Source organism: Paenibacillus sp. FSL F4-0122 (assembly GCF_038002845.1).
Classification (GTDB): domain Bacteria; phylum Bacillota; class Bacilli; order Paenibacillales; family Paenibacillaceae; genus Paenibacillus_AQ; species Paenibacillus_AQ odorifer.
In genome coordinates this window covers 2,381,218-2,404,646 of sequence record NZ_JBBODI010000001.1, presented here as the reverse complement: position 1 = coordinate 2,404,646, position 23,429 = coordinate 2,381,218, and the positions used below count along the sequence as shown (strand labels likewise).

Here is a 23,429-nt window from a genome sequence, read left to right as displayed (position 1 = left end):
ATATCTGATGATATGGCTGAGCTCTGCCGGGAGAAGTTTATTACGTAACAAATTAAGAACAATTTTCACTATATTGTCTCTCATTATTGGAAGTGCAAGTTTCTTTAGTATGTTCCTATTATCTGAATTGGCGCCACGTTCTATTGAGAATTCTGCCAAACTGCTATTAGGTGGGGATGTATTAGTCCAGTCCTACCTTAAGCCACTACAGAGCAATATAGTGAATGATATATTCCAAGACATGGGAGAAATCGACAGCCATTCATCTTCATATGTCGGACAGAGCATGGTGCAATCCAAAAATAAAACAACAAGCGTGATCTTGAAGGGAATTGATACGAAGACTTACCCTTATTATGGGGAAAATCAATATCCTGGCATCCGTTCACTTCAAGCAAATGAGGTCCTTCTTGCTGATAATGCAGCAGATCGCCTACAGGTAAAGGTTGGAGAAAAAATTTGGTTGCCGAGCGCGTCTGATGGAAGTCTGCATGAGTACAAGGTAAAAGGATTAGTACTTAATGTTCAAGAGTCTTACGGAGATGCGGATATTTTTGGAGCTGCTTATCTTCCGTTGAATGAAGCAGCTAATCTGCTAAACGCTCCAGCCGGAAGCACAAATGAAATTCTTATCCATTGGAAAGCGGGCACACCAAAGACTTCTTGGCAAGCAGAACTTGAGAAGCATCTGCCAAGTGCTACACTAACGGACACGAAAGAGCGGACAGACGAAAGCTTGGCTCAAGCCAAGACCCTTCTTTTACTTTTACAATTGTTCAGTCTGCTTGCACTGGGAATCAGCGCTTTGACAGTTTCAAATACAATGAAGCAGGCAATGAGCACTAGAATGCGCGATATTGCAGTTATGAAGGCAATAGGTGTACGCTCTCGCTCAGTTGCCGGTACCTTTTTAACAGAAGGTATTCTTATCGGGACGATAGGAACTATTACTGGAATAGTAACAGGTCTTCTAGTGAGTACTTGGTTAACTTCTTACGTAGGCAAAATGTTAGCTATACCGTTGTCTTGGGAGTTTTCATGGAAAGTCACAATTGTTACCTTCGCAGTAGGAATGCTAATGGCACTGATATCAACATGGATTCCTCTAAAAGGAATGCTCATCGTCTCTCCTATGCAGCTATTGCTTGAAGGAAACCATCAGATCCCTTCTTATCGGGTACGCTTTTGGAAAAGAGGACTCTTATTATTACTGATTTCGCTAGTTGTAGCATTCTACTTACAAAAAACACTTTTTCTGGGTTCAACCGAATCCATTAGTTCTAGAGTCGTTCTATCTTTTTTAGGGATTCTACTGATTATTATATTGGTAAGTATATTTGTGAAGGTATGTTCTTCTGCTTTCTCTTTCATTTTCAGAGTGGTTGGAAGCATGAGGAAACTCATCTCTCCTCGTTGGTTTATCCCTTTTCATAATTTATCATCTGGAAGAAAACGATACGGACTATTGGCTCTTATCTTGAGTGTTGGTGTTGCATCAGCAGTATCAAGCGAACTTTTCGCTGATAACTTAACTCAGTCTGTCAGTCAACAGTTAGAGACCGAGGCCAAAGGAAATCTACTCATCACAAGCTCCTTAGTAGAGTCTGAAGCAGTCAAGGAAGCTTTTCAATCTCTCGATATTAAAAAGTGGACAGAGGGTGTCCAGATGAACGGTCTTTTAAGTTCAATTAACGGAAGTGAAGCAACTTCTCTTTTTCAGCAAAAGTCAGACGGGAATAAGTTCTTCGCTTCCAATAAATTGAGCATTGAAGGTGTTGACCCTTCACTTGCATCAAGGTCCTATTCCATTATTGGTGGACGTGACCTTATAGAAGATGATTCATCGCACAAGACCGCATTATTATTGGAAGATTATCAACAGTTGGGAATTAAGACAGGCGATACAGTTGAAGTTACAATGGGAGAAAAGAAGATTCCTTTCAAAATTGTTGGCTTTTTTGAATCAGGGTTCGTAAAAACAGTAGGTATGAGAACAACTAAAGATATATTGTCTAAATATGGGGCGCCTAACCGGGTAATGTTTTCTATTGACGGAGGGACCCTGACTACGGGTTTACTCTCTGAATTAAACGGTGTACTTCCAGCATCCGCTATGGCGTATTCAGTATCAAGTACAGCCTCCGAAAGCTTAAATTCAATGATACGTATGATAAGTGTATTCTTCTCTATAGTGACTTTATTTGCCTTCATTACAGCGATACTTACCATCGGGAATCAAATTGTGATAAGCCTTTTAAGAAAACGCAGAGAAATTGCAATCATCAAAGCAGTGGGAGTATCCAATGGTAAGACATTACGGTCAATCTTGTTAGAGAACTTTGTTTTATCTTTAGTCTCAGGAACTGCTGGTACAGGGATAGCTTTGTTGTTAACGACTGTAGCTCTAAAACTTATGTTCAAGTTACCTGTCCTGGTTGATGTTAAATGGGTGATTTATGGGATTGGCCTATGTGTTATAACCACACTCTCAGTGGCTTGGATAGCGGCGAGGCCTGCTCTGCTTACTAAACCTACGCAGCTCTTACAGACCAACCAGTTATGATCTAATAAGGCTCTAATGAATTGGTACTTAAATAGTTACTGTCCCTCTCTATTACGCAGAGAGGGATTTTTTTATACCTTGTCATAACTACGTTTGGTGTAAAAATACATTAATTTGTGATACGGTTCACAGTATTTTAATTGCCTCAATATAAAGCTCGATCCTCACTTCATTTCCGACTATAATTCCACCGGTTTCCAGAGGCGAGTTGAATTTCAATCCAAATTCATTACGATCAATACTGGCTGTTGAATGAAACCCTACACGTTCCCGTCCGCGGGGGTCCTTGTTTAGTCCTTCAAAAACAGTATGAAAAGTAACAGATTGGGTTACTCCATGCAGAGTTAGATTGCCTGTAAGTTCATATTGCCGCTCACCAGCAAAGACGCAGTTGGTGCTTTGAAACGCAATGGTTGGATACTTGGCAGCATGAAGGAAGTCGTCGCCCCTCAAATGTTCATCTCGCTGCGCTTGGCGAGTTGTGATACTATTTGCGTCTATGGAAGCCTGAATACCCATAGTTGTTAACTCGTTGGGATCAAAACTTAAGATAGCCTGGAAACGCTCAAATACTCCTTTGATTTTATTAATCATTAAATGCGTCACCGAAAACTCGACGGAGCTGTGGTCCGGATCCACTTCCCATTTGATATTACTCATGAATAAATTCCACCTCTATAATAAGATTATGAGCAAGGTCACCCTATCTCCAAAACACTGCGCTACTCGCTATACCCCTAATATACAAAAACGCTACTGACAACGTTGTGTCAGTAGCGTTTTAGCATTTTTGCGGCTTCCTCGTAAATCCGATTTCAGAATGGTTCCCCATTGAATCCGTAATTCCTTTTACCCGAATATCCACCATCGCAATAAACATTGAGCTGTGTGTGAACAGTCATAATCTGCAACTAGTCGAATCTTTGCAACGATTCAAATAAACGCCTTAAGTTATTCAATAAGCTGTTTTTTTCCTCTAGAGTCCAGTCATCCAAAGCTTCATGCAAAATGCGTTCACGGGTGAGGCTAATCATTGCATTGATTTCCTCCCCGCTTTTCGTCAATTCAGACACACGAATGCGGGAATCTGCACTTGATGGATACGTATGAACCAACCCCGCGTTTTCTAACTTATCGATTTGCCGGCTAACACTCGAATAGTTTTTTCCCATCATGGCGGCCAAATCACCAACACTAGTCGGTTGGAGATGCACGATGCCCACAAAGACACGAAAGGTTGCTGCTTCCAAATTTACGCCAGCATTAGCAATCATCTTCTTATCACGGTCTGGCCTATTGATAATGGAAACTAAATCGATCAGTGCTTTAAAAATATCGTTTTCCATTTTATTTCACCCTTACAACAGGACGAGGCATTAGCGGGGCATTCCAAGCCTCTTCAATATCTTCTAGAGCGAACTCTTTTGTGGTAATTTTTATCTTCCCCTCGGCAGCCATTTCAAAGACACCTCTAACAGCAGATAGCATATCAGCTTTAGAAACACTCTTATCTCCGCTACCTACGAGTTCGATTGTTGATGAGCGTAAAAGAGATGAAGGTAAATGAATGCTTTCTTGGCCAGATGAAGTTCCAATGCTTACAAAACGAGTTGAACGATCCGTTTTCGCCTTAACAAGAGCTGACATGATAGCGAGTGCGCTGTCGCCCCAAAGATAATCCAATATAACATCAACACCTTCAGCAATAACTGGCATTAGGGCGTTTTCAAACATTTTTTGACCGTTGTCGGCTGTCATATCAAATGCAATAGCCTCATCAGCTTCAAGTGCTTGCAACTTCGATTCGTTGCGTCCTGTTACAATGACCTTCTTGGCCCCCAGACCCTTAGCAATCTGAACTGCTAAACTACCGGATGCACCAGTAGCGCCATTAATCAATACAGTTTGACCGGATTTAAAACCAGCTCGAAATACCAATGCAGCCCATGACGACATAGCAGGGTTGGCGATAGCGGCAGCAGTGAGATCATCAATACCATCTGGTAAACGGACAGTCAGCTTTTCGTTGACGATTGTTTGCTCAGCCAAACTGCCATATGGTGCAGTAGGCAGCGCAAAGTAAACACGAGACCCATCTTTCAAAGTTCCTACACCGTCGATACCGGCTACAATTGGAAAGTTAACTTCAGAAGAGTAGTGCATACCCATTGAACGGAACTTGCTAACTCGACTCAAGGCTGTGGCCGTAACGTTAATTATAACTAGCCCCTCTGTCCCAACAGGGGAATCACAATGACCCATTACGGGAATCGTCCCCTTATCCTTTACGATTGCTGCCTTCATATTTACACCCTTCTTCCACCCCATATTATGTGCATATTGCACATAATAAAGTATAACACAAATTATGTGCAATATGCACATTTTATTTGGAATCCATATCCGAACGCAAGTCCATTAGCTTATTTCCAAAAGAAACGGCTGGTCAGGTTCCCCTGATCCAGCCGTTTTTTGATTACTTTAATATTACATTATCGATTAGTACTGCCGTATCGTAGATACTATCTCCTTGATCCCAAACATGGAACCGAAGGACAATGGAGCCCTTGCCGGCAAATTGGCTTACATCAAATTGTACATGCTTCCAATTCGTCATGTATGTTGTATGATCCCCGCCGTAGAAATCAATCGCTACTTTGTTCTCTTCAATCCAATAGGCCGTGGATTCATTAATCGATTCAGCCCCGATAATAACAGAATCATTGCCATAGACACTGGACGTCACTGTATTGCCGCCATTCATGTGAGAAGTAATGAGGGAAGCCGTATTAATGTATACACTGGAAGTTACCGTTGCTCTGAAGGTGTCATTGAATTTGCTTCCAACGAATTCCTTAGGCTCCTCAGAAATGAAATTGTAATCAAACGATAGGGTTGTTGCACCCGCTGGAACAATGAAACTTTGCTCGATATAACTATCTGAATTGTAGTCATATCCTCCTTGATCATTGTTTTCATACCCAAGGCCAGTGCTGATAATAGCCATGTAGTTCCCCTCTGTCGGTTTAAGCGGTCCCAGCTTGGAGATCACCCGAACATCGCCGTTTCCATTCCAGCCGGTCCAAGTTCCGTTTTCAAAGGTTCCGTTGATGACCCCTTCGGTCTTAGTGCCAATGCTGCTTCCTTTCATGAAGAATGCCGCCAACCCATCGTTTGCTCCATGGGCAGCCACTGCTGCTTGAAAGGCTTTTTCGGTTGTCATGTTCTCATCGTTTAAAGCGGTAAATACGGATTTAGCAATAGCTTGATCATATGCAAGCTTTACATAATCGGTATATCCATAATAAGTGCCAGCACCATTGTTGATGAAGGCATCTGCCATGGAATCGTTGTACGCGCTGCGGCAGCTGCCATTATATACGATGGTATCAGGAAGCATATCGTTGTACCGTGTAATAAAAGACGGTGTAATAGCATAATAACCGGATATAATAGCCAATCTTCCCTTTTTCAAGTCCAACTCATAGGTCTTTTTGCTCTCTGTCGTTGCCTTTTCTCCTGTCAGGAACATGACTTGCGGTCCAGCGTATTTGAAATCAATGCCGTATTTATTATGGAGCTTCTGTAGCACTATTTCATCATAATAAGTATCTCCGTGGGTATCCAAGACCACGACGCCATACTGATTCAGTCCTTTAAAGAAATTCACGCCCGCTGCGGTGTCCTTTACTCTTTCCACAAGGAAAGGGTAACTCGACTGGTCAAAGCTGTGATATACAGCGTCATAAACAGTCGAAGATGGAAGTGTGCCGGAGAACGGAGAAATTACAGCAACCCGCTGGCTTCCTATGGTGGCTACAGTTTGTTCCACATTTTGCGTTAGCGCCTCAGCCGCCAATGCAGTACTGGACGCAGCCTCTTCTACGGTGCTGCTTAACCCTTTTGTATTCTCAGGAGCTGCGGATATCCCCCCTAGAATCCCGTTGTCCAGCAAATACCAGATGCTTCCTCCTTCACCCGAAATTCCAGCATGCTCTACTTCTGCTTGGGTTTGGAGCCAAGCCACAGTTTCTTCCTTTGCTTTTTGCAAATTACCATATGAAGTAGCCAGTTGATCAAGCTTACTCTGTGTATTATTTTCAATGATTTCCGTTTGTGCAAGCTGTTCATCCGTAAGATGCTTCATTACAGATAATTTAAAAACTGTGCTGCTTGGCACATCTCCCACAAACGCCTGCAGATTTATGTAACCCTCCGTACTTTCAGTCAATACTGCTTTGCCACTGTACAGCCCGTCTGCCTCAAGACTGTCTCCATGGGCTTCCAAACCGTCATCGTACAACGAAATGATTTGGGAAATCACTTTGCCGCTGTCATCTACTTGATAGACACTAGCGATTACCGTTCCTGCCGCATTAATCGATGAGCGGAATATAACTTCTGTTGGCTCTTCCACATAAATGGCATCTGAACTCTCCCCCTTCACCACAACCTGGAGAGCATTTGCCGGTGCCGGGGTTGCCGGTGTCGGTGTCGATGTCGGTGTTGGTGTTGGTGTCACTGGTGTTGGTGTCACTGGTGCTGGGGTTGCCGGTGCTGGGGTTGCCGATGCTGGCGTTCCCGGACCTGAAGCTCCCGGCGCTGGTGCTGTCACAGATGTCCCGCGGTCAGTCGTTGCCGGGGTGGCAGTCGGTGTTACCTCAGGACTCTTGCCCTTATTAACCTCTTCAGCCAGAAGCTGTTTGGATTTCTCGACATATACTGACTTATTGGTTTTGAACTCATAAGCCAGACGAGCCAGAGCTTGGCGCTCCGCATGCTCTTTGGGTTTGAATTTCAGGGTGCCGTCACTGCCTTGGACCCCGTTGATGAAACCATTTTTAAAGGCAAGGGATACTTGCGCTTTTGCCCATTCGGACACCTCTGAGATATCTGACAGCTTGCTATCAACCGGAAGCTTCTTCGCTGTTTCATCCAATTCGAAAGCTCGGATGAAAAATACGACCAGCTCTTCACGGGTGACATTTGCATTAGGACTGAAGGTGGTCGCCGATGTCCCCTCCGTAATGCCTGCCTTTACCAATGCACCTACATAACCGCGATACCAACTGTTCGCGGCAACGTCTTTAAACGGTGCGGCTTGATCAGCATTTGCTTCTAGACCTAACGACAGGACTATGATTTTCGCCAGTTCGGCACGTGACATAGCCTTTTTCGGTTTAAAAGAGTTATCTTCATACCCTGAGATTATTCCTGCTTCAGTTAATGAATGAATCTCCTTTTGCGCATAAGAGCCTGTGATGTCTTTGAACTGCGCGGCCTCACCAAACACCATATGTGGCGTAAGAGTGCTTACTAATAGGGCAAACACAATCATCAGACTGAGTTTACGGCGTGCTGCTTGGAATAACATTGTTTCTTCCCCCTTCTTACTCTAAAAATATCAATGAGTCTGTCGTCCTAGTGAGTTCCAAGGATGGCATTTTACACCATTATTCGACAACTTCTTGATTCTACAATAGGACCAGGGTAATTGACAATGTCTATTACATAAAAAAAATAGATATATTTGTAGACTGGAGATTAAATGGCATAAAAAAAAGACCATCGAGTATAAGCTTGGATTGATGGCGATTTAATCTTTTATCGTATTATTCTTCACATGCACTAAGATTTTACAATGATAAGCTTAACAATGTATACCTTATGACATTTTAGGAGGTAGTATAATGAGCAAGTACGACGAAGCCATGAAGCTGCTGGAAGAACAAGTGGGTAACAAGGACGGCCTGATTACTCTGTCTACCATCGCGCTGGAACCCGGGACCAATGGTATAAGCCGTCCCGCCGCCCGCATAGTGGACGCCTATTATGAGGACGGCGCGTTCTACACCGTCACTTATGCGACCTCAGGCAAAATGCGGCAGATCGCCCAGAACCCCGAAGTCGCCGTTTGTATCATCGTCGAAAACTTTACGGCCGATGGTATCGGTGAGAACCTGGGCTGGGTATGTGACGAGAATAACGCCGAGATGATGACTAAGTTGCGCACTATATTCGCCGATTGGTATAACGAAGCCAATAACGACGAAGATCCTAACACATGCCTGCTGCGCATTCGCCTGACAAAGGGCCTGTGGAATGACGCCCATAAAGGGATCAGAAATGAGATTGATTTTATCAATAAGACGGCAAATTAAGTGGTCTGTGTGATAGAACAGTCAGCAAAAAAGGTTCATCGCAGCAGTCCGCCGCGATGAACCTTTTCATAAGAACCAACTAAATGATAACAACTACATTAGAACTTTATAAAACCCGTAAGGCCTGGGAATTGACTTCCCGGAAATCCCGGATTTTCACCTTCTCCACCTTCTCCGCTTCCTTCGTCAGGCAAGATAAGCTCATAAGTCACATTTTGTGCCGGCACTAAGTTCATAGCATACTCATCAATTTCCGGTGCCCCGTCTAACGCCTTCCATCCAATTCCAGTCACTCCTAATCCCCAGACAGATTTACTTGGAATCGTGAATTGTACGCCGAAACGATAGGTTTCCTCATTGATTAGCTTTTCTTCTTGTGTAAATGGATCAATGTAGATAAATTTCATTTTATACACATTTCTATAATAAATGAATTACATGAAAAAAAACGACTGACACCCTATTACAGTGTCCAGCCTCTTGTGCATCCAATTGTTATCTTCATTTATGTTAGCATAGCAACTTAACCCTCATCTGAAACTTAAAGAAAACTTTAACTTTAGCTTAAATAATGGGAAATAGAAATAGAGCGAAAATGATGTTCATCTAAAAAAAATAGCGGCGGAAGAGAGTTTATCTCTTCGCCGCTTACCGGAATACTCTGGATACAGGTCCATATTGAGAGGTGACTAATTATTATTTGAGCGTTTCATTTCGGTAGCCCCTCTCCCTAGTTAGAGCGTCTCAACCAATTTTTGAATCTTTGAGCGGGAAATTAAATATAAAGGACCCATTGTTTCGATTTTGCCGTCCTTTACACGTATAGCGCTCTCCTGTTCTGCCGCATAAACATCGATCTCTTCAGACAAGGGGAACAGATAGCCTTGAACAAACGTGGCGTAGCCACGCTTAGAATGGGATTCATAGGCAAAATGATCAAAGCCAATCCCCTCATAAATCGTACTTGTTTCAACTTCATGACCAGTGTCATTCAAGCTTAACCATTGAGCAGACATGTTTAGCGCACCGGCGCTGGCACCCAGTATAACGGCATCGCTATTTTTAATAACATCCGATAATTCATAATCCGCCAAAAAATCCTTCTGCAAAACAGGATACCCGCCGCATAAAAAAATGACAGAAGCGTTCTGAATGAACCTCTGGGCATCCTCCTTCTGCATGCGGTAATCAATGAAATGATATTCATCAAAAATAATGTTAGCCTGATTCAGCCATGTCCATTCAGAGATATCATCAAAGTTAATTGGCTCTTCTGTGTAACCAGACGGGTCAGCGCTAATCATAACAAGCGATTGTCTGTCTTGTATATCCTCATGCAAACAATGGACCAGCTTCTCTGGAAAAAAATGATTAAACCAACTGAAATAGTAGTGAGTACTCAAACTTAATTACCTCCATATGTATTAATTAGCCTCTTTAAAGTGGTTCAATTTAGCTTCAGCCGTCAGCATGGCGCCGTTAAGAATAAGATTATTCCCGTCATTGTGGGCCCTCGTTCTAAAATATAGGCTGCGCACAAAATTTTTCCCGTTTACTCTGGCAATTCTCGGCGCGCGCGTATCCGGCCATTCCGTACACAGCGACAAGCTATGAATCCAGTCGGCAATCTCCTGCTGCGGAAGCAGTGCTTCGCTAATCATCGTCTCCACAATGCTGGCCATGCGCTCGTCTTCCTCCTCGTCAAATATCCGGACACCGTTATGCAGCATCCCTTTAATCTCCCCCAGCACCTCGCGCTGCACTGCATTATCGCTTTCCGGACAGCGGATCAGCTCCTCGAGGGCATCTGCCCCGTGAGCCGCGGCATGCGCCCAGCCTTCAACTGCCAGATAACCGCGCAGGTCCTTCTCCTCCTGGTAGTAGCGAAGCAGCGAATGCTTTAGATGCTGGAACTCATCCGGAGTCAAGAATGAATTATTCCTGTGCCGCTGTACAATAAGAACGATAGGCAGAACCGCAAACGCCCTGGTGAGTACGCTATGGTCATCTTCGCTTCCAATCTGATAGAACAGATGCCGGTCATCCATCAGGACAGCCAAAAGATGCTGCATTTCCGCACATGAGAACTTATTATCGCGCTTCAGCCATATGTGAAAAGTGGAATAGATCTGCTCACGGAGCTCCGATTCCGGATCGCCAATATGCCGCAGCATCAGATTGGTAAAGTCTTGTAACCTTTCTCCCTCACGCAGGATATAGCGTTCCTCCTCCAATCTTTGCAGCTTCCGTATCAGTTCTGTTCGTGTGTCCTCCGTACCCCATTCATTGAAATCATCGTCCAAAATACTGGCTTTCATTTAGTCGGTTCACTCCTAGCCTAGTTATAGCGGGCGTTATGGATTTCTCCCGCCGATATCCCTACTATAGAACACAATGACTGACACCAGGGCGTCAGTCATTGTAGGATAGAAGCATATTTTGCATATATTGCTGCAGCTCCGCCCGTAATTCACGAGGCTCCAGCAGCTCGCACTCCTTGCCGAAGCTTAGAATGAATTTCAGCAGGCCCTCCTCATAAGGAAATGTATCCGAAACGAGATAGAAACCATCTTCACCCCGGCTAATCTTCTCTTTCTGAAAATACTCGGGAAGCTGCGCACCAATTCGTGAAGTGAATCTGAGCACAACCTGTATGTCCCGCTGCGAATAGCTGTGCTCAATGACCTCGGCGATTCGGTCATCGGGCAGCTCTCTTTTTACAAAAGGCGGTCCCTGCTTCAGTTGCTTGATCCGCACGAGCTTGAATCTGCGGTAGTCCCCTCTGACCCGGCAAAAGCCTATCACATACCAATCTCCATGGCGAAAGTCAATCCAGCTTGGCTCTACCGTTCGCTCCAGGTATTCCATATCCCTGTTGATATAGTCGAACACCAGCAGCCTGTTATCCGTGATGGCCTTGCTTATGATCCCAATGTATTCTTTAATTTCCTGCTCCATGCTGAAATGGGACATATCCAGAGTCAGTTTATGCTTCTCGGGCTCCCGCTTATAGGTATGCTCAACCTTTAGCATAATGTCATTAAAAGCTTCGTTCCTGCCAAACAAGCCGTGTAAATTCTTCATTACAGCTACAAACGTATGAGCTTCATCCCGGTTTAAAAAGAGGCCGCTTATATTATAGCTGTCCATAATATAGTATCCTCCGCCCTTGCCGCTGGACGAGGCAACCGGTATGCCGGCTTCTCCTAATTTTTCGATATCCCGGTAGATCGTCCGCAAGGATACCTCGAAATGCTCGGCAAGCTCCTTGCCCGTTACCGTACCTTTACCGGAGATGATCAGCAGCATGGAGAGCAATCGGTCAACTCGCATGATTGTGTGTGACGTCGGGTAACGTCTCCTCCTCTGGGTGAAGTAAGTGAATCATATATTCTCTTGCTTTAATGCATCAATAATATTCTCCTTTTTTACTTTAGCTCCGGAATAAACAACCGCAGAGCTGACAATGACAAATACACACACTATGACAGACAGAATGCTCATCCAGGGCAGGGTGAACCCATAGCTGAATTTGTTCGCAAATGCTTTATAGATCAGAACCATCACGGCGAAACTGACAGGAAGCCCATACAAGAGCGACTTGACCCCATAAAAAACACTCTCATAGTTCAGCATTTTTGCAAACCCCTTTGGCGTCGCGCCTACGGATTTCAGCATCGCGAATTCCCGTTTGCGAAGAGCCAGCCCTGTTGAGATCGTATTAAAGATGTTCGCAACAGAAATCGCAGAGATTAATACGATAAAACCGTAAGAAAAGACCTTCATCAGCAGAATCTGTTGTTCTTCTCTTATTCTGAATTGATATACATTGTAGACATTCAGATTGGTCTCATTCATCGCTTCAATTTCCTGCTGCGTTTTCACCGGTTCCGTGCTTTTCAAATGGAGGTACATCGAAGCGTTAGCCAGCTCCTCGCCGTCTGCCAGCCGATTCATGACGCGTTCCGACACGATCATATTTAACCCGCCTACGCCTACCGGGCTCATCCCCATCGGTGCCTTATCCGTCAATGCGGCAAATATCACTTTATTTGCCTTCGTTTCTTCCCCACTCGCTTTAATAAAACTCATTAGCTCGATATGTTGTCCGATATTCGCATATATGGACTTCGTCTGAATATATTTCCCCGTATCTATATCTTTGTAATGAATCGTATCCATCACGATTGCGGCGGGATGATCCAGATCCGTAAGCTGTTCGTAATCTGCGCCAACCGCTCTGGCATAGGCTTGCAGGCTCGAATCATTCATTGCATATAGCTTAATTTCGTAAGGGTATTTCCCGTCTTGCAGCATACTCTTATCCTGCTTAACCTTCTCTTGCAACTCGTCGGCGATGCCTGCTGCATCGACCCAAGCGTTCCCGACTAACTCATGACTCACGTTGTATTCCGTGACGCCAACAAGAGATACAAGCGATTGCATCAACCGGTCATCTAGTCTTTCGCCATTACTGGACGACACTTCAATATCGTAATTGATGCCTTCCAGCGACAATGCCAGAGATTGTGTCAGGCCAGTCGTGAAAAACGATATCGTCAAAAACAAAACGATGCTGATAACAAGCGAAAAAAGAATAACATGATGTCTTCGTTTGTTCCTTTTTAAGTTTTTCAGCCCGATTTCTGCTTCGATTCCGAAGAGCTTACGAATGATCTTCGACGTCTTCACTGCTTTGGCCGTAAGCTTTACGTCAGTGGTTTGGCGAATCGCGTCCACGGGAGATACCCTGGATGCTTTAACCGCCGGGAGATACGCCGAAACGAAAATCGTCAGCATCGAAACAAGACAAGTAATCAAGAGCAATAACGGCGTGACGATAAGCCTCAGCTTTTCACTAGTCCATAATGCCCCTTCAATCATTGTGTTCATGAACGAAAAGGCGATTCCGATTCCGGCAAGACCGCATAAGATGCCAATGGGAATGCTGATCAAACCAATGACGATACCTTCAAAAAATACGGAATTTCGCTTCTGCCTTTTCGTCGCCCCCACGCTCGCGAGCATCCCTAAATGGCGGGAACGTTCCGAGACGGATATCGCAAAAGCGTTATAGATGAGTCCAACCGAGCCAATTATAATAATCCCTATAATGATTGCCGATAATGAGAACATCATGCTGGATGAGGCCCCGCTGCTGGACAAGCCATAATAACGAAGCAAATCGTCATTATATTGGACAGTGTCAATTTGGTTTTTCTCAGCCAGCTTCTCCGCATGTGCGAACAAGAACGGATTGACCCGCTGCAAGACCACCGACGCATCGACCCGATCGTCCCCCCCGATGATATGATCATCGACATAGCTAATGATCGTATAAGCCGGGGCCCAAGCCGTTTCCGACACCGGATGTTTAATGAAGCCTACCACCGTATAATCCCTAATTATGCTATGCTGTAATGTCTCGGTTAATGTGCCGTCTTTCCTGCGCAGCGGTTCCGTCTGATCCAGGGGATGATCGCCCCCTTGTTCGAATCGGTCGCCGACGCGAAGCGTTAGACGGTCGCCGATTTCGTACTTCACTTTGCCATTTGTTGCAACAGACTCGGAGATCACAACCTCCTTGTCCGTGTGCGGAAGGCGTCCCTTGCTTATTTCAATCTGAAATTGTGTGAACCCTTGCACATCATATTCCTTAATGAACAAGTACGGCTTATTGGAATTTTGTCCCCCTTCTAATGGGGCATACCCAAGGTCTCTTGTGATTGCAACCGTTTTGGTTGCATCATCGCCCTGTATCGCCGCAAGCTGTTTCTTGGTTATATCTTGATACTGAATATGCCACTCCCCTGTATCTGTGATAGTTTGTCTGATCATTAAATCCGCAAAGGAAAAAATAAGCGTAATGACAGCGGTCATCATGGATACCGAAATAATTACGCCAAAAATAGTCACAAGTGTTCGTCTCTTGTTCTGCTTCAGATGCCGGATGGTTAATGTATTGACAATATTCATCGCCTTATCACCTCGTTTTTGGCAATCCTCCCATCTTCAATCGAAATGATTCTGTCGGCTTGCAGGGCGATCCGTTCGTCATGCGTGATTACGATCAGTGTCTGATGATAGGTCTTATTCAGCATTTTCAATAAAACGACGATCTCAATGCTATTCCTGCTGTCCAGATTCCCGGTGGGTTCGTCGGCCAGCATGATCGCAGGATTGCCGATGATCGCCCTGCCAATCGAGACACGCTGCTGCTGTCCACCGGATAGCTGATTCGGCAGATGGTTTAATCGATGCTGCAAATTCAACGTATTCACAAGATCAGCCAATTGCTTTTGATCTACCTTTTGTTGATCCAGCAAGAGCGGCAGCGTAATATTCTCTTCCACCGTCAGGACGGGAATCAGATTGAAAAACTGGTAGATCAGCCCGATTTGCCTGCGTCTGAAGATGGCCAGCTGCGTTTCGTCCAAGGTATACATATCCGTATCCTGAACATACACTTTCCCGCCAGTCGGTCGATCCACACCGCCCAGCATATGAAGGAGTGTCGATTTCCCCGATCCGGAAGGTCCGATAATTGCGACGAATTCACCTTTTTGGACCGAAAAGGAAACATCATCAAGCGCCTTCACCGCCGATTCGCCTGTGCCGTATATTTCGGACAAATTTTCAATTGTTAAAATCTCCATTGTCATCCCTCCTTCCCTAGATGCTCAATTCCAGGTATATACCATCTCTCTATATCCAACATCCCAAAGGGTTTCATTCCCCTCAATGGTTATCTTAAGCTCATTAGCCCCGGTGAGATAAAGGATCCTCATATCCGGCTCATGGAGCTGATCTTCTGCAGATACAGACAGGAGCTCATGCCCGTCAACGGTAACCTTAATGCTGCCCTGAAAATCCTTATGATCAGGAATTCCATAATTCAAGCTAAGATACAGATCTCCCTTATTACCTAGCGAATACGTATATGTTTCCTTCTTTTTACCTTCGATGCCATACACATTATATTGGGGTGTCACGTCTTGACCGCCAATCTTAAGACTGTCCTGTTTGGTTCCCGTTAATCGATTTCCGGTACTATCTTCCCATTCGTTTATCGCTACAAAAGGGGCCAACTCTTTGGTGAACACTTGATCAACTACTCCTAAGACCCCCCACACGCCGAGCATTAAGACAGCACTGGCAATTCCCGTAGCAGTGATATTTCTCCAGTAGTTTTTTGTACGGAAGCCAATCTTGTACGCCCCGAATCCAATAGCAGCGCCCAATGAGTTCTTTATGACGTCGTTCGTGTCAAAGCTGCCGAGGAATGTTAGTGCCTGGATGGTCTCCACCACAAGAATGGACAGGATAAACCCTGTCATGAAGCGAACAAAGCTGGTGCGGTATAACAACGGAAACAGTATGCCAAAAGGTATGAAGGCTGCAATGTTTCCAATACCCACCAAGTCCATCAGTGTCGGATGTAGAAGATCGGAAAGACCCGGCACCCTAAAAAAATCGTCCGGCAAAAAAATAAAGGTGTACTGACTGGTTAGATCTACCTTATCCGCTCTGCCGAAAGCAAAAAACATAAAATAAAGAATAATCAGGGTGTAGCCTATGGTGATAAAAAAAGTAATCTTGCGCTGCTGCTTCATTTGCATGGTTGTACCTCCATCGTTCATCTGATGAATATCATTTTATCTGTCCAAAATGACTTTACAGTGACATTGGAGGTGACAGTTTAGTCACTTATGGAGTGCTGTTAAATCACATGCTTATAAAATTTGATCCGAAACTCTGTACCAGTCCCGCTGTCGCTCGTTACATCAATCACGCCGTTCTGGCTTGCAATGATGCTGTGAGCCATCGCAAGCCCTATACCGATGCTTCCTTCATTAGCATTCTTTCCTTTATAAAAACGTTTGAATATATAAGGCAAATCCTCTTTCGGAATGCCCTCTCCGTTGTCAGCAATAACGATTTCCGTAAATAGCACGTTGTCGGAAAATGTGATGGTAATCGCACCGCCCTCAGGTGTATGCTCCACTCCATTCTTCAAAATATTGATAACCGCTTCAGCAGTCCAATGGAAATCGCCGTCAAAAGAGACGTTGTCATCCCCTGTGATGGAAACGGTCTGACCCTTAATATCCATCGGAATCATAACCGGCTCCAGTGCATTTAGGATTAGGGTTTTCATGTGTATTCGATCTTTTTTGAACGGGATAGTTCCCGCATCCATTTTCGCTAGCTTTAATAAAGATGAAACAAGCCAATCGATCCGTTCAAGTTGAATGCGAATATGATGGGTGAACTTCGTTCTTTTGAGTGGAGGCAGATCAGGGGCGCTTAACAGATCTGCCATGACTGTCATAGAGGTGATCGGTGTTTTGAGTTGATGTGAAATATCGGAGATGGCATCGGTCAGTTGAAGCTTATCCTGCTGCAATAGAGAACGATGCTCGGAGAGCATGCGTGTCACCTTGTAAATATCATTCTTTAAGATGCTAAGCTCACCTTCTTGATTATCGCGAGGGTCAAGGGAGGCCTGGCCGCTGCTAATCTCCCGTAAATAGATGGACAGCTTCTCTAGCTCGTAATAGTGAACTGATCGATGTCTTCGGCGAGCACCTTTCGGGCTGAAGCGGCATTATGGCAGAGAACAGTCCAATAAACCTCTTGCTGCAGCGAATATTCCAGTCCCGACGCGATCGTCTTATCATCTTCAACTAATAATATTTTCATCTGAAGTTCATCCTTATGATTGGATTGAATTGCACCTGTCTCGGATTTACTTATAGTATTCCCCAAGATTTTAGAACATTTAATGAATTCAACGACTACACAATCTCTTTATTATAATGCCCTCTTGTGTCTGTTTCCTGATTAAAGACAGCATGATTCATTGAGCCATTTAATTTGCCTGACGCCATATTAATGACTTTCACAACCTGCTCTTTTGATTCAACTGTGAAGTTTAATCTGAGCGCCTCAATTCCTTGGATATCTTGTAGCTCATCTAAAAGATTAAGCGTCTTCCCGTTAAGGAGAGTCGTTGTACAATCATCATGGGAAATGATAGGGAACGTTCCGTGCTCATCTTTTAACTCATAGCTCTTCGTTTTGCAAATTCTGCATTGATTCATTTTTTTCATCGGACAATATTTCGTAAACATCAAAGGAGCCCTGCCATATACAATCATTTCCAGTGCAGGATAGCCGTCATTTTCTTTAACATAGGCATTCATTAAATCTTCAATTTGGCCCTTATTCAATTCATAAGATAAAGTGACTCGCTTTGCACCTAATTTATATAATTCATAGCAACTAGTGGCATTAATAACATTTAGAGAATAGTCCGTAACAAACGGGTTTGTTTCTCTATAGTGATTAATCCCCCCATATCCTCCAATTAGTAGCTGTCCTTCTTGTTCCTTATAATCATTCTGATTTCTTCTAACCACATTTTCGTAATAGATTTCCTTAATTCCACAGCTCACGCAAGCATCGTACTGTTCCTTAGTCGTTACAGAGGCCGTAAGGTATGGTTTTCCAGGGGCAAAGCTTATTTTTTCTTTTGCTTCCAAAGCCTTGGTTCTTTTCTGCTGGCTGTTAAGCTTTAAGTCATACAAGCCCAGTACAATATCTCTTCTTGCTGCATTTAACAGTTTAGCTGGAATAAATGCATTGCATTCCTCATACTCGACATGATTAAGTTCGAATATCGTATCATTTAATCTTGAGAATTGCTTGATTACCTGGTCTTTTGTTGTTGGATTATTAATGGCTTCGCCCAGTATTTCCTCGCTTTCATAGGAATAATTAAAGCCTAAGCCTTCCGCATCTATGAAAAGCTTTGAATCTGGACATGCATATACTCTAATATCGAGGTCAAACCGCTTAAATTCTTTTTCCAGTGATGCTTCTAATTCTTTGTTATAGAAATAATCCTTCGTTTTATATACTAAATCTCCCTTAGACATCTTTTCTTTGATTTTGATATAGCAGACATCCTCTGCTTTGTTGATTAATTCGCCATCTTTATCGTACAGTTTGGCAACCGTTAAATTAACATCTTCATTGTTGTGACTGATTCGAATGGTATCGTTCTGATTTAAAGGACGTGTAAGTGTTATTTCATACATGTCTTTAACAATCCCGCTGATTGTTCCAATTTCATAACCAAAGTTATTAGGTTTTAAGATGTTTGTAATATTTCTCCTGTCTTCGTGAAACAAATACCCTTTAGTAAATGTTCTATTGAATGTTTTTTTCAGATTTTCTTTGTCTTCTTCGGTTATTTTATGATCTAAGGCCTTGCGGTATTTGGATACAACATTAGCAACATACGTAGGCGCCTTCATTCGGCCTTCTATTTTTAAAGAATCGATTTCTTTTAAATCATGGATATAATCGATGGTGTTTAAGTCCTTAGTAGATAGAATATAGCTTTTCCCTAAAGATGTATCTGTTGTCTTATCGATTAGTTCATACTCCTTACGGCATGAACCCACACATCTTCCGCGATTTGCGCATCGATTGCCGAGCAATCCTGACATTAGACAATTTCCCGAATAAGATACACATAAAGCACCGTGAACGAAAATTTCTAAAGGGATTTCAGCTATTCTTTTGATCTCTTTTACTTTTTCAATCTTGACCTCACGGGACAGAACAACTCTTTTAGCACCAAGTTCTTTAAATAATAAAGTTCCATCTAGATCGTCTATTCCCATTTGAGTTGAACAATGTGCTTCCATATCAACAAAGTTTTTAACGATATAATCAAAAGCAATCAGGTCCTGGACGATAATGCCATCAACACCGATTTTATTTAATTCGTGTATCTGCTCTTTCATCTCTTCAACTTCGTTTTCAAAAACGATGGTATTCATGGCAACATAGATTTTAACGTTCCTCAGGTGCGCATACGTAACAGCCTCTTTTAACGTTTCTAAATCAAAATTAGACGAGTATGCACGTGCACCAAATTTTTGCATTCCTAAGTATATTGCATCACAACCATTAGATATTGCAGCTTTTAAAGCTTCCATATTTCCTGCTGGAGCTAATAATTCAGACATTTTTTCCTCCTATGACCCATAAATTGTACGCTAGTTAAAGCGACATTTCTTTATTAAAGATATTTTTTGTTACGCCTCAAACTTCAGACTATTTCCATTAATCATAAAATAAGAAATATACTTAAGCTGCAGCAAAACGCACAAGTCAATGGCTTGTGCGCTTGTTTTAAATGACCTCATTTGCTCTAAGGGACGTATCTCATAATAATTCTTTAAGTACATTTTTCGCCACGCGTATCTCCTGAATATCGCTCTCAGCTGAGGTAACCATAAACTCTTCACTCCTCATGTATAGAGAATTATTTGGCTCCTGAAGCCAAAATTGAGCAGGAATTATGGGTGCCTATCATTGCCAAGTAGCTAACATTTTATTTTACATAAGTATGAGCGAGCATCTGGCGCATTGATTAGCAGCCTTAAAAGAGCCTCCACTAAAATCGAAGTGGAGGCTCTTTTTACATTTTTGTTATTTCAATTGTATTGGCTTTAACCGTTATGCTGTGCAGTTCAAGTCATTTAAACTAATATTGAGTTCTGTTCTCCGCTTTACCACTATTTGTGATACGGTTCACCGCGATTGATCTTCACCGCGCGATACACCTGCTCCACCAGCACCAGGCGCATGAGCTGATGAGGCAGCGTCATGCGCCCGAAGCTCATGCGTTGCTGCGCGCGGCGCATGACCTCGTCGGAGAGCCCGTGGCTCCCTCCGATGACGAACACGACATGGCTCGTCCCGTAGGTGCCGAGCCGGTCAATTTCTGCGGCAAGCTCTTCCGAGCTCCACAGCTTGCCGTCGATCGCGAGCGCAATGACATGCGCCTCGCTCTTAATCTGCGCGAGGATGCGTTCGCCCTCGCGTCCCTTTACCTGCACGACCTCTGCTTCGCTTAGAGAATCGGGTGCTTTTTCATCTGCCACCTCAATGACCTGAAACTTCAGGTATGGTGTCAGCCGTTTTGCATACTCCGCGATGCCATCGATCAAGTACTTTTCCTTCAATTTTCCTACGCCAATAATTTGAATAAGCATAAGTGCCTCCTGTCATAATCCTCTATAGAAATAGCAAAAGGACGCGCACTGGGCGTCCCTTGTAGTTTTAGTAAGTACCTTCTGTTCTATCACATATTTGGTGGAAAAGAAACGACAATTAAAACGGCCTACTCTTGCGCAGTCCCTAAATGTCCTATTTTTCATGCAATCTATGGATCTCCTGATCCCACGTATATTCCTAGATTGCCTGAATCTAGAATTTCATGTATTCCTCGTCCTCAGCAGGTTCAATCCATCCCTACTTACTTTCTTCCTGCTCCTCCATCACAAAATCCGGTTTCCCCCCAGCTTCATAAGCGCTCAATATAGAGTCCAGCAAGCCTGGGAAACGTGCATTAAGATCCTTAGTCCGCAGGGACAACATGCGCTGTGTTCCTTGAACTCGTGTAAAAACAACTCCTGACTCGCGCAAAGTACGGGCATGGTGAGACATAGTGGATTTTGCGATCGGGACGTTGAAGCCGTTGCAAGCCTGTTCTCCATTTAAGTGAATATCCGATACGATATGTAAGCGAATCGGATCGCTGAGTGCATACAATACGGAGGCAAGCTGAATGTCCTTGCGGTCCGGATGAAATAGTATTTTCACGGATGATTATCCCCTTTTGTCGTACGATGAATGCGAAAAAAATATTGGTGTTCCTAATTGCATTTTATATCAACGCATGCTATATTTCAATTGTTCGTAAGTAATCGAACTATTAAACAATAATAAAAGGAGTGCTTCGCACATGACTTCTGTAAATAACCTCTCCGCGAATGCGGATCATGAAGCCTCCGTTCCGGAAGCGCCTCTTCCACGAGAAGGCCTGCTGACCCTGCTGTTCAGTGTCGCTGTGGTTCTCGTCATCATGAATACGGCTATGTTCAATCTGGCGCTGCCTGATGTGACCGAAGCCTTCGGGATTACGGCTGCGTCCGCTTCTTGGATTGTCACCGGGTATTCTATTATGTTCTCGATTGCCTCAATCACGTACAGCCGGCTTTCTGATTTTCTGCCGATTCGCCGTCTGTTGGTTATAGGCTTGTTGACGCTGGGCCTCGCGGCTGTTGCCGGCTTTTTCAGCACCAACTTTATCTTCCTGCTTATCGTACGCATTCTCCAGGCCTCAGGCGCGGGCGCAGTAATGTCCTTGTCGCTTGTCCTGTTTACCCGCTATATCCCGCAAGCTCGCCGCGGCAAAGCAATGGCGACAATTATGTCAGCCGTCTCGCTGGGTCTAGGGCTTGGGCCGGTCGCGGGCGGAGCCATCGTCGAATATCTTGGCTGGATTTGGCTATTCTCTGTAACGGCAGCTATTCTGCTTCTAGTGCCGCTGTTCCTTATCCTGCTGCCCAAAGAAGTACCCACCCGTGGCTCCTTTGATGTGCTTGGTGGGCTGTTCTTGGGCGTCGGCACGACCGGGCTGCTGCTGTTCCTGACCAGCGGGCTGTGGATTGCCTTGATCGCCGGAATTGTCGCCATTGCTTTATTTGTTGGCCGTATCCGCAGCACACCTGATCCATTCGTGATGCCGGAGCTTTTCCGTAACCGCTCATATCTCGTGTTGGCTCTGATCGGAGTTGCCTCCTACCTATGCAGCTTTGCCACGTTATTCCTGCTGCCGCAGATTCTGACTCACCGTTTCGGCTTCAGCGCAAGCCATGCCGGGCTTGTGATCTTTCCGGGTTCGCTGCTCGCCATCTTTGTCTCCCGCTCCATCGGGCGAATCATTGACCGTTATGGCAATGCGGGGATTTTGCGTTTTGCACCATTGCTCGTATTGACCGCTACCATCCTATTCGCTTTCTTTGCTGGGCGGTCATGGATTGCCGTCATGTTCATCTATATGATTATGAGTCTGGCCTTCACGACACTGTCCAGTAGTGTATCCAATGAAATCTCTCGGATTCTGCCTTCTTCACAAATTGGCTCCGGAATGGGCCTGTTCCAGCTGCTGCAATTCTTCAGCGGCGCCTTCAGCGTGGCTATGGCCGCAAGCGCACTAGAATGGCAGCGCGGACTGCCGCTTTCTGCAGCCTACTCCAATATCTACTGGGGACTCTCTATTGCAGCATTGATCGCCATCATCTCAGCTATTCTCTACCGCCGAGGCAACCGAAGTAGCTCGCTGACCGACATAGTAGATGCAGCAGATGCATAAGACCTAATCGGCTAACACATATATTATTTCATGCAAAAAAACACCCTGCGGCCCATTTCCGGGACTGCAAGGTGTTTTTAATAAATTTTAACAGTCCTTTAGACCACTAAATATTCCGCATTCTTCTCACATTCCGCACATTTGGCCGGCGGGTCCCAGTCCGAGAACTCGGTCTCCTTCAAGTCCACAATATCAGGTGCATCCTCATACTCGTCCACAAATTTGTCGATGGCTAACTCTACATGTTCTTTACATACTACATACATTCAACCAAGCATCCCTTTCTGTGCCGCTGCGGCCTATACTCCTTCTATTGTTCTACCATACTTCCCACGAAAATGGAACTCCTATCTATCCATTCCAGCAATCTGTTCATCCATTGTCTATATTCTTGCCCTACCGAAAAAAAAGATTCCTCTCACCCCAAACGGGCAAAAGGAATCTCTTCACTAATATCTCTCTAATT

General features: G+C 44.2%; 18 protein-coding genes and 2 pseudogenes. 3 read left to right on the top strand and 17 right to left on the bottom strand.

Features of this window, described 5'->3' with window-relative positions; translation table 11 throughout:
* Positions 1-7: 7 nt before the first annotated feature.
* A complete protein-coding gene (locus MHH49_RS10275) occupies positions 8-2,563 on the top strand; it encodes an FtsX-like permease family protein (RefSeq protein ID WP_051491238.1) in 2,556 nt (851 codons plus the stop codon).
* A gap of 126 nt (positions 2,564-2,689) precedes the next feature.
* Here MHH49_RS10275 and MHH49_RS10270 read toward each other — a convergent pair whose 3' ends face one another.
* The 4 genes from MHH49_RS10270 to MHH49_RS10255 all read right to left on the bottom strand — a co-directional run bounded on the left by MHH49_RS10270 (position 2,690) and on the right by MHH49_RS10255 (position 7,937).
* Complete coding sequence (locus MHH49_RS10270; RefSeq protein ID WP_036682399.1) at positions 2,690-3,223, bottom strand: YceI family protein; 534 nt, start codon at positions 3,221-3,223, stop codon at positions 2,690-2,692.
* Between the two features lie 251 nt (positions 3,224-3,474).
* Positions 3,475-3,909, bottom strand: a complete 435-nt coding sequence (locus MHH49_RS10265) for a MarR family winged helix-turn-helix transcriptional regulator (protein ID WP_036682401.1) — start codon at positions 3,907-3,909, stop codon at positions 3,475-3,477.
* Position 3,910: 1 nt separating this feature from the next.
* Positions 3,911-4,867, bottom strand: a complete 957-nt coding sequence (locus MHH49_RS10260; RefSeq protein WP_036682403.1) for a quinone oxidoreductase family protein — start codon at positions 4,865-4,867, stop codon at positions 3,911-3,913.
* A gap of 172 nt (positions 4,868-5,039) precedes the next feature.
* The gene (locus MHH49_RS10255) at positions 5,040-7,937 is read right to left on the bottom strand and encodes an S-layer homology domain-containing protein (RefSeq protein ID WP_036682404.1); all 2,898 of its coding nucleotides are present in this window, start codon (positions 7,935-7,937) and stop codon (positions 5,040-5,042) included.
* Between the two features lie 316 nt (positions 7,938-8,253).
* On the opposite strand from MHH49_RS10255, the gene MHH49_RS10250 reads away from it, so the two are divergent.
* The gene (locus tag MHH49_RS10250) at positions 8,254-8,724 is read left to right on the top strand and encodes a pyridoxamine 5'-phosphate oxidase family protein (protein ID WP_036682406.1); all 471 of its coding nucleotides are present in this window, start codon (positions 8,254-8,256) and stop codon (positions 8,722-8,724) included.
* Positions 8,725-8,822: 98 nt separating this feature from the next.
* Here the strand turns inward: MHH49_RS10250 and MHH49_RS10245 are convergent, their stop codons facing one another.
* The 12 genes and pseudogenes from MHH49_RS10245 to MHH49_RS10190 form a co-directional block, all read right to left on the bottom strand.
* Positions 8,823-9,131: a hypothetical protein gene (locus MHH49_RS10245; RefSeq protein WP_036682407.1), complete on the bottom strand. Its 309-nt coding sequence runs from the start codon at positions 9,129-9,131 to the stop codon at positions 8,823-8,825.
* A 327-nt stretch (positions 9,132-9,458) separates the two neighbouring features.
* A complete protein-coding gene (locus MHH49_RS10240; RefSeq protein WP_036682409.1) occupies positions 9,459-10,127 on the bottom strand; it encodes a cyanophycinase in 669 nt (222 codons plus the stop codon).
* Positions 10,128-10,148: 21 nt separating this feature from the next.
* Complete coding sequence (locus tag MHH49_RS10235) at positions 10,149-11,042, bottom strand: DUF2785 domain-containing protein (protein WP_051491239.1); 894 nt, start codon at positions 11,040-11,042, stop codon at positions 10,149-10,151.
* Positions 11,043-11,136: 94 nt separating this feature from the next.
* The gene (locus MHH49_RS10230) at positions 11,137-12,057 is read right to left on the bottom strand and encodes a helix-turn-helix transcriptional regulator (protein WP_036682411.1); all 921 of its coding nucleotides are present in this window, start codon (positions 12,055-12,057) and stop codon (positions 11,137-11,139) included.
* Between the two features lie 51 nt (positions 12,058-12,108).
* On the bottom strand, positions 12,109-14,700 hold the full coding sequence (locus MHH49_RS10225; protein WP_341138114.1) for an FtsX-like permease family protein: 2,592 nt from the start codon (positions 14,698-14,700) through the stop codon (positions 12,109-12,111).
* Complete coding sequence (locus tag MHH49_RS10220) at positions 14,697-15,380, bottom strand: ABC transporter ATP-binding protein (RefSeq protein WP_036682414.1); 684 nt, start codon at positions 15,378-15,380, stop codon at positions 14,697-14,699. The genes MHH49_RS10225 and MHH49_RS10220 overlap by 4 nt, the downstream gene beginning before the upstream one ends.
* A 24-nt stretch (positions 15,381-15,404) precedes the next feature.
* Positions 15,405-16,343 (bottom strand): VanZ family protein, encoded by a 939-nt coding sequence (locus tag MHH49_RS10215; protein ID WP_036682416.1) that lies wholly within the window; start codon positions 16,341-16,343, stop codon positions 15,405-15,407.
* A gap of 101 nt (positions 16,344-16,444) precedes the next feature.
* Positions 16,445-17,284 (bottom strand): annotated as a pseudogene (locus MHH49_RS10210) (sensor histidine kinase); the annotation flags it as partial.
* Positions 17,281-17,427: pseudogene (locus MHH49_RS10205) on the bottom strand (DNA-binding response regulator); the annotation flags it as partial. The pseudogenes MHH49_RS10205 and MHH49_RS10210, both read right to left, overlap by 4 nt.
* A 95-nt stretch (positions 17,428-17,522) precedes the next feature.
* Positions 17,523-19,766: a U32 family peptidase gene (locus MHH49_RS10200; protein ID WP_076099773.1), complete on the bottom strand. Its 2,244-nt coding sequence runs from the start codon at positions 19,764-19,766 to the stop codon at positions 17,523-17,525.
* A 552-nt stretch (positions 19,767-20,318) separates the two neighbouring features.
* Complete coding sequence (gene rlmH, locus MHH49_RS10195) at positions 20,319-20,798, bottom strand: 23S rRNA (pseudouridine(1915)-N(3))-methyltransferase RlmH (RefSeq protein ID WP_036677839.1); 480 nt, start codon at positions 20,796-20,798, stop codon at positions 20,319-20,321.
* A 259-nt stretch (positions 20,799-21,057) separates the two neighbouring features.
* Entirely contained in the window at positions 21,058-21,408 is a 351-nt protein-coding gene (locus tag MHH49_RS10190; protein WP_036677838.1) for an ArsR/SmtB family transcription factor, read from the bottom strand.
* Between the two features lie 142 nt (positions 21,409-21,550).
* On the opposite strand from MHH49_RS10190, the gene MHH49_RS10185 reads away from it, so the two are divergent.
* Entirely contained in the window at positions 21,551-22,963 is a 1,413-nt protein-coding gene (locus MHH49_RS10185; protein WP_036677836.1) for an MFS transporter, read from the top strand.
* 98 nt (positions 22,964-23,061) lie between these two features.
* Here MHH49_RS10185 and MHH49_RS10180 read toward each other — a convergent pair whose 3' ends face one another.
* The gene (locus MHH49_RS10180) at positions 23,062-23,229 is read right to left on the bottom strand and encodes a CxxH/CxxC protein (protein WP_063829780.1); all 168 of its coding nucleotides are present in this window, start codon (positions 23,227-23,229) and stop codon (positions 23,062-23,064) included.
* Positions 23,230-23,429 lie beyond the last annotated feature (200 nt).